The sequence below is a fragment of the Ruegeria sp. AM2 genome (assembly GCF_056540685.1).
In genome coordinates, this window is the sequence record NZ_JBQFXE010000015.1 from 65,254 (window position 1) to 72,255 (window position 7,002).

Annotated in this window: 8 protein-coding genes; 1 reads left to right on the forward strand and 7 read right to left on the reverse strand. The window is 57.5% G+C overall.

Annotated elements, in window-relative coordinates:
- Positions 1–3: 3 nt before the first annotated feature.
- The gene (locus ACR0CR_RS19265) at positions 4–2,166 is read left to right on the forward strand and encodes a xanthine dehydrogenase family protein molybdopterin-binding subunit (protein WP_480602330.1); all 2,163 of its coding nucleotides are present in this window, start codon (positions 4–6) and stop codon (positions 2,164–2,166) included.
- 245 nt (positions 2,167–2,411) lie between these two features.
- Here ACR0CR_RS19265 and ACR0CR_RS19270 read toward each other — a convergent pair whose 3' ends face one another.
- The 7 genes from ACR0CR_RS19270 to ACR0CR_RS19300 form a co-directional block, all read right to left on the reverse strand.
- Positions 2,412–3,044 carry a hypothetical protein gene (locus ACR0CR_RS19270; RefSeq protein WP_480602332.1) on the reverse strand — a complete coding sequence of 211 codons (633 nt, stop codon included), beginning with the start codon at positions 3,042–3,044 and terminating at the stop codon, positions 2,412–2,414.
- Positions 3,041–3,337: a 50S ribosomal protein L23 gene (locus tag ACR0CR_RS19275; protein ID WP_480602334.1), complete on the reverse strand. Its 297-nt coding sequence runs from the start codon at positions 3,335–3,337 to the stop codon at positions 3,041–3,043. The genes ACR0CR_RS19270 and ACR0CR_RS19275 overlap by 4 nt, the downstream gene beginning before the upstream one ends.
- Positions 3,334–3,951, reverse strand: coding sequence for a 50S ribosomal protein L4 (gene rplD / locus ACR0CR_RS19280; protein WP_480545412.1), 618 nt, complete (start codon positions 3,949–3,951; stop codon positions 3,334–3,336). The genes ACR0CR_RS19275 and rplD overlap by 4 nt, the downstream gene beginning before the upstream one ends.
- Positions 3,948–4,673 carry a 50S ribosomal protein L3 gene (gene rplC / locus ACR0CR_RS19285; protein ID WP_480602336.1) on the reverse strand — a complete coding sequence of 242 codons (726 nt, stop codon included), beginning with the start codon at positions 4,671–4,673 and terminating at the stop codon, positions 3,948–3,950. Before rplC ends, rplD begins: the two co-directional genes overlap by 4 nt.
- Positions 4,674–4,691: 18 nt before the next feature.
- Complete coding sequence (gene rpsJ / locus ACR0CR_RS19290; RefSeq protein WP_008756422.1) at positions 4,692–5,006, reverse strand: 30S ribosomal protein S10; 315 nt, start codon at positions 5,004–5,006, stop codon at positions 4,692–4,694.
- A gap of 228 nt (positions 5,007–5,234) precedes the next feature.
- Positions 5,235–6,410, reverse strand: a complete 1,176-nt coding sequence (locus ACR0CR_RS19295; protein ID WP_480602338.1) for a hypothetical protein — start codon at positions 6,408–6,410, stop codon at positions 5,235–5,237.
- Positions 6,411–6,538: 128 nt separating this feature from the next.
- A partial coding sequence (locus ACR0CR_RS19300; RefSeq protein ID WP_480602341.1) for an EF-Tu C-terminal domain-related protein occupies positions 6,539–7,002 on the reverse strand: 464 nt, incomplete at its 5' end.

Below are 7,002 nucleotides of genomic sequence, written 5' to 3' on the forward strand. Positions count from 1 at the left end.
TCGATGACACTCAACTCCTCTCGTCGCGGGTTTCTGAAGGGTGCGGCCGCTGCCGCCGCAGTTCTGGTTGTGGGCGTCAAGCCCGATGGTGCCGTCGCTGCTGGCAACGCAAGCGCGCAGATCAATCCGTTCGTGAAGATCGGTTCCGATGGCAAGGTCATTGCAATCATCAAGCATTTCGAAAAAGGTCAGGGCCCGGCAACCGGACTGTCCACGCTGATCGCCGAAGAGATCGGCGTTGGCATGGATCAGATCGACTATGAATTCGCGCCCTCAAATGCCGAACTGTATAACAACCTCGCTCTCGGCCCGTTCCAAGGCACTGGCGGGTCCACGGCCATGGCCAATTCGTTCATGCAGTACAGAACCGCCGGTGCCGCCGCGCGCGAAATGCTGATCAACGCAGCAGCCACCGCTTGGAACGCAGACCCTGCCGCGCTGGACATTGTGGACGGTCAGATCACTGGCGCAGGTCAGTCAGCACCGATCGCGGATTTTGTCGCCGCCGCATCCGAATTGGACGCCCCCTCCGAGCCCACGCTGAAGACCCCCGAGCAATGGCGCTTGATCGGCAACCCGGACGTTCGCCGCGTGGACAGTCGGATCAAAGGCAACGGTCAGGCCATGTACGCGATGGACGTCCATCTGCCGAACCAAATGGTCGTGATGCTGGCCCGTCCGCCACAAAACGGTGGAATGGTCGCCGGGTTTGACGATTCAGACGCGCAATCGGTCAAGGGCTTCATCCGCGCTGCGACGCTGCCCAACAACGCAGCCGTCGCTGTTTACGCCGAAAACACTTGGGCCGCGATGCAAGCGCGGGATGCGCTGTCAGTCGAATGGGATCTTTCGGCGGCTGAAACCCGGGACAGCGCGCAGATCAAAGAAGAAATCATGGCCGCGCTTGAGGGTGAGGCGGAATACAACGTCCTGAAAAACGACCCTGCGCCGATGGATAAGGCGGCCCAAGTGATCGAAAAGACGTTCTACTTCCCGCTGCTCGCACACGCCCCGATGGAGCCGCTCAACTGCACCGTCGAAGCCAATGAAGACGGCGGTGTGACCCTGCATGACGGCGCGCAGATGCCGACCGGCCCGCATATGGCGCTGGCGCAAATCTTCCAGCTTCCGATGGAAAAGGTGCGCATCAACACGATGCTGGCCGGTGGCTCTTTCGGTCGTCGTGCGACGCCGAACGCGGATTATCAGGTCGAGGCCGCTCTGGCCTTTGCGATCACGGACCGCACGCGCCCCGTCAAACTGGTCTGGAGTCGCGAGGATGACGTACGCGGAGGCTTTTATCGCCCCGCTTTCGGTCACAAAGTCCGGGTCGGCTTGTCCGACGACGGAGAAATCGTCGCTTGGGATCACCGCATCGCCGGTCAGTCGATCATGAAAGGCACCGCGTTCGAGGCAATGGTTGTGCATGACGGTGTCGATCACACTTCGGTCGAAGGTGTGACAGGCTCGCCCTACACCATCCCGGGCTTCCATGTGGGTTTGACCGATACCCCAAAGGCCACTAGCACGCTATGGTGGCGCTCGGTCGGGCACACCCACACGGCCTACGCGATGGAGGTCATGATGGACATGGCCGCCAAGGCTGCGGGCCGCGACCCGCTGGAGTTCCGTCTGGCTCATCTGGGCAACAGTCCGGATGCGACCCGAAAGGCCGCCGTCCTGAAGCTGGCCGCCGAAAAGGCCGATTGGGGCAACGCACCCGCTGGTCACGTGCAGGGTCTGGCAGCGCACAAATCCTTTGGCAGCTATGTTGCCGAAGTAGTCGAAGTGTCGGGAGATGCTGAAACCGGGGTGCAGATCGAAAAGATCACCTGCGCCGTGGATTGCGGCATCGCGGTCAATCCAGACGTGATCAAGGCGCAGATCGAGGGCGGTGTAGGTTATGGCATCGGCCACGTCATGCGGAGTGAGATCACACTGACCGCCGGTGAGGTCGACCAGTCGAACTTCCCCGACTACGAACCCCTGCGCATCGCCGATATCGGAGCGATCGAGACCCACATCGTCCCCTCCGCCGAGCCGCCCACTGGTATCGGAGAACCCGGCACCCCACCCTCGGCGCCCGCGCTTGCCAACGCAATCGCGCAGGTCGGCCAGGTGGTTGCGGTCCTGCCCATGGTGAATGACGGCGTGTCGTTCGCTTGATGAGACTAACGCCGCCGGTTGGTTAGACTGGCGGCGTTTTTTAGGTTCGAAGTCATCGCCGCAATGATCCGGAAAGAAAACCAAGATCAGAGGATGGAATGCAGCTTCCGCCGTTTAAATCTTGCCCTGATCAAACACCGTAGCGGATGCTCTGGTACATCCTTCAACCACGCGGCAGGCGTTTCAAAACCTTAGATAAAAGTTTGTCCGCTGATTGAGGGCATTCCCCAGCCCAAACCAGCCAGTCAGCCCAGGGATCGTCTTTTACACAATGGCTCGGACTCAACCGCGATCCGCTGTTTGCGTTTGATGTGCCCCAATACCTCGCGAAAGGCGCGGTGTCTGGGTTTGCCTTCCAGATAATCCGCCAGCTTGAGCAGGTTGATCGGGTGCTTTGCAATCAACGCCTCGATCCGTTGCACCGCATCATCCAGCGCGTAGTGATCCACATACTGACAGGCCACCTGCGTGGGCGTCAGCAGGCAGTAATCCTGCGGGCGTTTCTCGGAATAGCGCGCGATGTCGAAAGGCGAAGCGCCTAGGGCGTGGAACTTGGGGATGTGCACACGCATATCGGCCTCGGCGTGTTCCAGCACCGTGCCCGAGGTCTGGCGAAACCCCAGCGGGCCAAGCTTGCCGACCACGTGTTTGCGCATCGCCGGAGAGATCATGTCCACATCCGCCCGGTCGTATTTCAGATCATCGAAGACGGACAGCAGCCCCAGCTCTTCATCGGCAATCTGGATATAGGGCTCGGCGCTGAACGCCCGCATTTGATCCAGAACCTGCGCCCGCACAGTTTCAGGGTCTGAAACGAAATCGGCCCCGGCGGGTTGAACCGCCGGGGCCGTGAATGCTCGCAGTAAGCGTCGGATCAAAGACCGGTGCTCACGTCGATTGTGTTGCCCTCTTCCAGGGTCACATATGCTTTTTTGACGTCTTTCCGACGGCCCAGCTGGCCGCGGAACCGTTTGACCTTGCCTTTGGTCACGGTGGTGTTCACCGCTTTGACCTTCACACCAAACAGCGCCTCAACGGCCTCTTTGATCTGCGACTTGTTGCTGTCGATCGCCACTTCAAAGACAACCGCGCCGTTTTCGGACGCCATGGTCGACTTCTCAGTAATGATCGGCTTGCGGATCACGTCGTAGTGTTCTGCCTTCGCGCTCATTTCAGACGAGCCTCCAGTGCTTCGACAGCCGCTTTGGTGAGCACCAGTGTGTCACGCTTGAGGATGTCATAGACGTTTGCGCCCATCGACGGCAGGATATCCAGACCTTCGATATTCTTGGACGCTTTCAGGAACCCTTCGTTCACGGTCGCGCCGTCGATGACCAGAGCGCGTTTCCAGCCCAGGTTTGCAACCTGTTTGGCCAGAGCGGCGGTCTTGCCTTCGGCTTCGGCGTTCTCGATCACAACCAGTTCACCGGCCTTTGCTTTGGCCGACAGAGCGTGACGCAGGCCAAGCTTGCGGAACTTCTTGGGCAGGTCGTGGCCGTGCGAACGCACGACGGGGCCTTTGTAGATACCACCACCACGGAAGATCGGCGCGTTGCGGTCACCATGGCGTGCGCCACCGGTGCCCTTCTGGCGATAGATCTTCTTGGTCGAGTAGCTGGTTTCCGAGCGGGTCTTGACCTTGTGGGTGCCGGCCTGCGCGTTGTTGCGCTGCCAACGGACCACACGGTGCAGGATGTCCGCACGCGGTTCCAGGCCGAACAGATCGGCGTTCAGCTCGATGTTGCCGGCTTTGCCGCCGTCCAGTTTGATTACATCAAGTTTCATGCTTCACCACCTTCCGCGGGCGCTTCTTCCGCAGGTGCTTCGGTTGCAGCCGATTTAACAGCAGCCGGGAAAGGCAGGCCTTCCGGTGCTTTCTTCTTCACGGCGTCCTTGACGGTGACCCAGCCCGATTTCGGTCCGGGAACGGCGCCTTTGATGAAGACCAGGTTCCGGTCGGCGTCGGTTTTGACAACCTCCAGGTTCTGGGTGGTGACACGGGCAGCACCCATGTGACCGGCCATCTTCTTGCCTTTGAAAACCTTGCCCGGGTCCTGACACTGACCGGTCGAACCGTGCGAACGGTGGCTGATCGAAACACCGTGCGAGGCGCGCAGACCACCAAAGTTCCAACGCTTCATCGCACCGGCAAAGCCTTTACCGATCGAAGTACCCGAAACGTCAACCTTCTGACCTTCCAGGAAGTGTTCTGCCGAAATCTCGGCGCCCACTTCAATCAGGCCATCAGCAGAGACTCGGAACTCGGCCAGCTTACGCTTGGGCTCGACCTTGGCAGCGGCGTAGTGACCGCGCATGGCTTTCGAGGTGCGTTTTGCCTTGGCAGCACCGGCGCCCAGCTGAACGGCGGTATAGCCGTCTTTGTCAGCGGTACGCTGTGCAACGACCTGCAGGTTGTCCAGGTGAAGAACGGTCACAGGGATCTGCTTGCCGTCTTCCATGAACAGGCGGGTCATGCCAACTTTTTTTGCGATAATACCAGAGCGCATAATCTATACCCTCCGATCTTACGACTGCAGCTTGATCTCGACGTCCACACCAGCAGCGAGGTCGAGCTTCATCAGCGCGTCAACGGTCTGGGGGGTCGGATCAACGATGTCCAAGAGACGCTTGTGCGTGCGGATCTCGAACTGGTCGCGGGATTTCTTGTCAACGTGAGGACCACGGAGAACCGTGAACTTCTCAATCTTGTTCGGCAGTGGGATCGGGCCGCGCACGTTCGCGCCGGTCCGCTTGGCAGTGTTGACGATCTCTTGCGTGCTGGCATCCAGAACGCGATAGTCAAATGCCTTCAGCCGAATACGGATATTTTGGCTTTGCATAGATACAGCCTTTTATCAGGCGTTGAGGTTGAGAGGAGGACAGACGCGCATCGCCAACCCTCTTCGAACCCAAAAGGCGGGAATCACCCCGCCTTGACGTTCTTATCGAGAACTCGCGCGTATTAGTGGGGTTGGTGGGGTTTGGCAAGGGGGAAATACTGGAGGTTCGAATTGGTTCACTTTTCGCGGTGCCAAGAGAAGTATTGGCCCGCCCATGATTACACTTCACTAAAGGCTCTTAGTCTTTTTGCACCAAGAACTCACCTGCTGAAGACAGTCTCTGAGGACATATCGTTGACTAACAGAACTTTGATAGTTGCCCAGCGGGGCCATAAACCCATGGGCGATCCTTTCAAACAACTCTAAGTTCTCGTAGGCAATATTCGTTCCCGGCAGCCGTACAAATAGCTTACCCTCATCGAAGCCAAACCGCATTGGAATCTGCTCAAATTTTGTAACTTCACCAATGGTTTTTTCGGATATCTCTATATCCCGCTCATCAAAGCGATGAATACTTTCGGAAAGGTAGGAGTACGAATAAAGTCCATATCCGAGTTTTGGAAATTCTCTAGCTTTTTGATGAGGTAGGCAGGCGCAGCGAAAATCGCCCGGCACCAATGAGCCTCTCTTTCGACAAATCTCTTCATAGGCATCAATTGCAAAAGCTCCTGCATGACAACAATCCAACGTTAGACTTAACTTACAGCGTCCCAGCTGATTGAAATCTTGCCAAGGCTCGGTCGCCTCCTCCCCAGCCACGCAACTCTCTAAGAATGAGAGAAAATCGGTCGCGCAAATTGGGCCGTCAGCTAACAGCAATGTGGCATCATGAGTGCTGTGATCAATGTCGCCATGCCCGGAAAAGAAAACATTTATCTGCCCACCTCGCCACTCCGGGTCGTCAACGTTTGCTTCGAAGAACTCTCGGCATAACTCGCCGACACGTAGAAGCTCCTCTCGCGTAGGATTCGATACAAGTACATCCTCGCTGAACGTCCCTGCACCGAGCCGCAACCCCGGCTTGAAAACCAACTCAGGATATAACACGACGGACATCTTGTAATAGTCGTTCATAGCAAGGACATCTGATCGAGCGTTTTGCAATCGAGCATAACGTTTTTCTCTCAGGTCATCTCGATCGCCTGTCCACGAATCCGGACCATCACAACAGATAAGAATATTGAACCAGAAATTCCTTAGTTGTGGGCCAAGTGGCAACGGGAGGCGCTTGTGAAAGCGGTCGCTAGAACGCTCGGTCTTTAGGAACAACCCATCGACGTCCTCAGAAAGCGTAAGTTTTTGTTTCGCTGCAAACGCCGAGTTAGGGTCTTCTCCAAGAGCTTTGGTCCATTCAATAACCTTTTCTCGCGTTATCGGGTGCCGCTCATGAATTTGCTCAATCATAGCCTTACAGTTTCCCGAATCTAGAGATTTTGAAAGACTGCACGTCAACCTTCTTTCCTGTCACATCTCCAAACAAAAAAGGGCGTCCCGAAGGACGCCCTTTCCATCTGATCATTCGCAGGTGCGAATTACTCAGTGATCTTCGACACAACGCCGGCGCCGACGGTGCGGCCGCCTTCGCGGATCGCGAAGCGCAGGCCCTGCTCCATCGCGATCGGTGCGATCAGCTCAACGCCGAACGACACGTTGTCGCCAGGCATGACCATCTCGGTGCCTTCCGCTAGAGTAACCGTGCCGGTCACGTCCGTGGTCCGGAAGTAGAACTGCGGACGGTAGTTCGCGAAGAACGGAGTGTGACGACCGCCTTCTTCCTTGGTCAGGATGTAGGCTTCAGCTTCGAACTTGGTGTGCGGTGTAACCGAACCCGGCTTACACAGAACCTGGCCACGCTCAACGCCGTCACGGTCCACACCACGCAGCAGGGCGCCGATGTTGTCGCCCGCTTCACCGCGGTCCAGCAGCTTGCGGAACATCTCAACGCCGGTGCAGGTGGTTTTCGAAGTGTCGCGGATGCCGACGATTTCGATTTCGT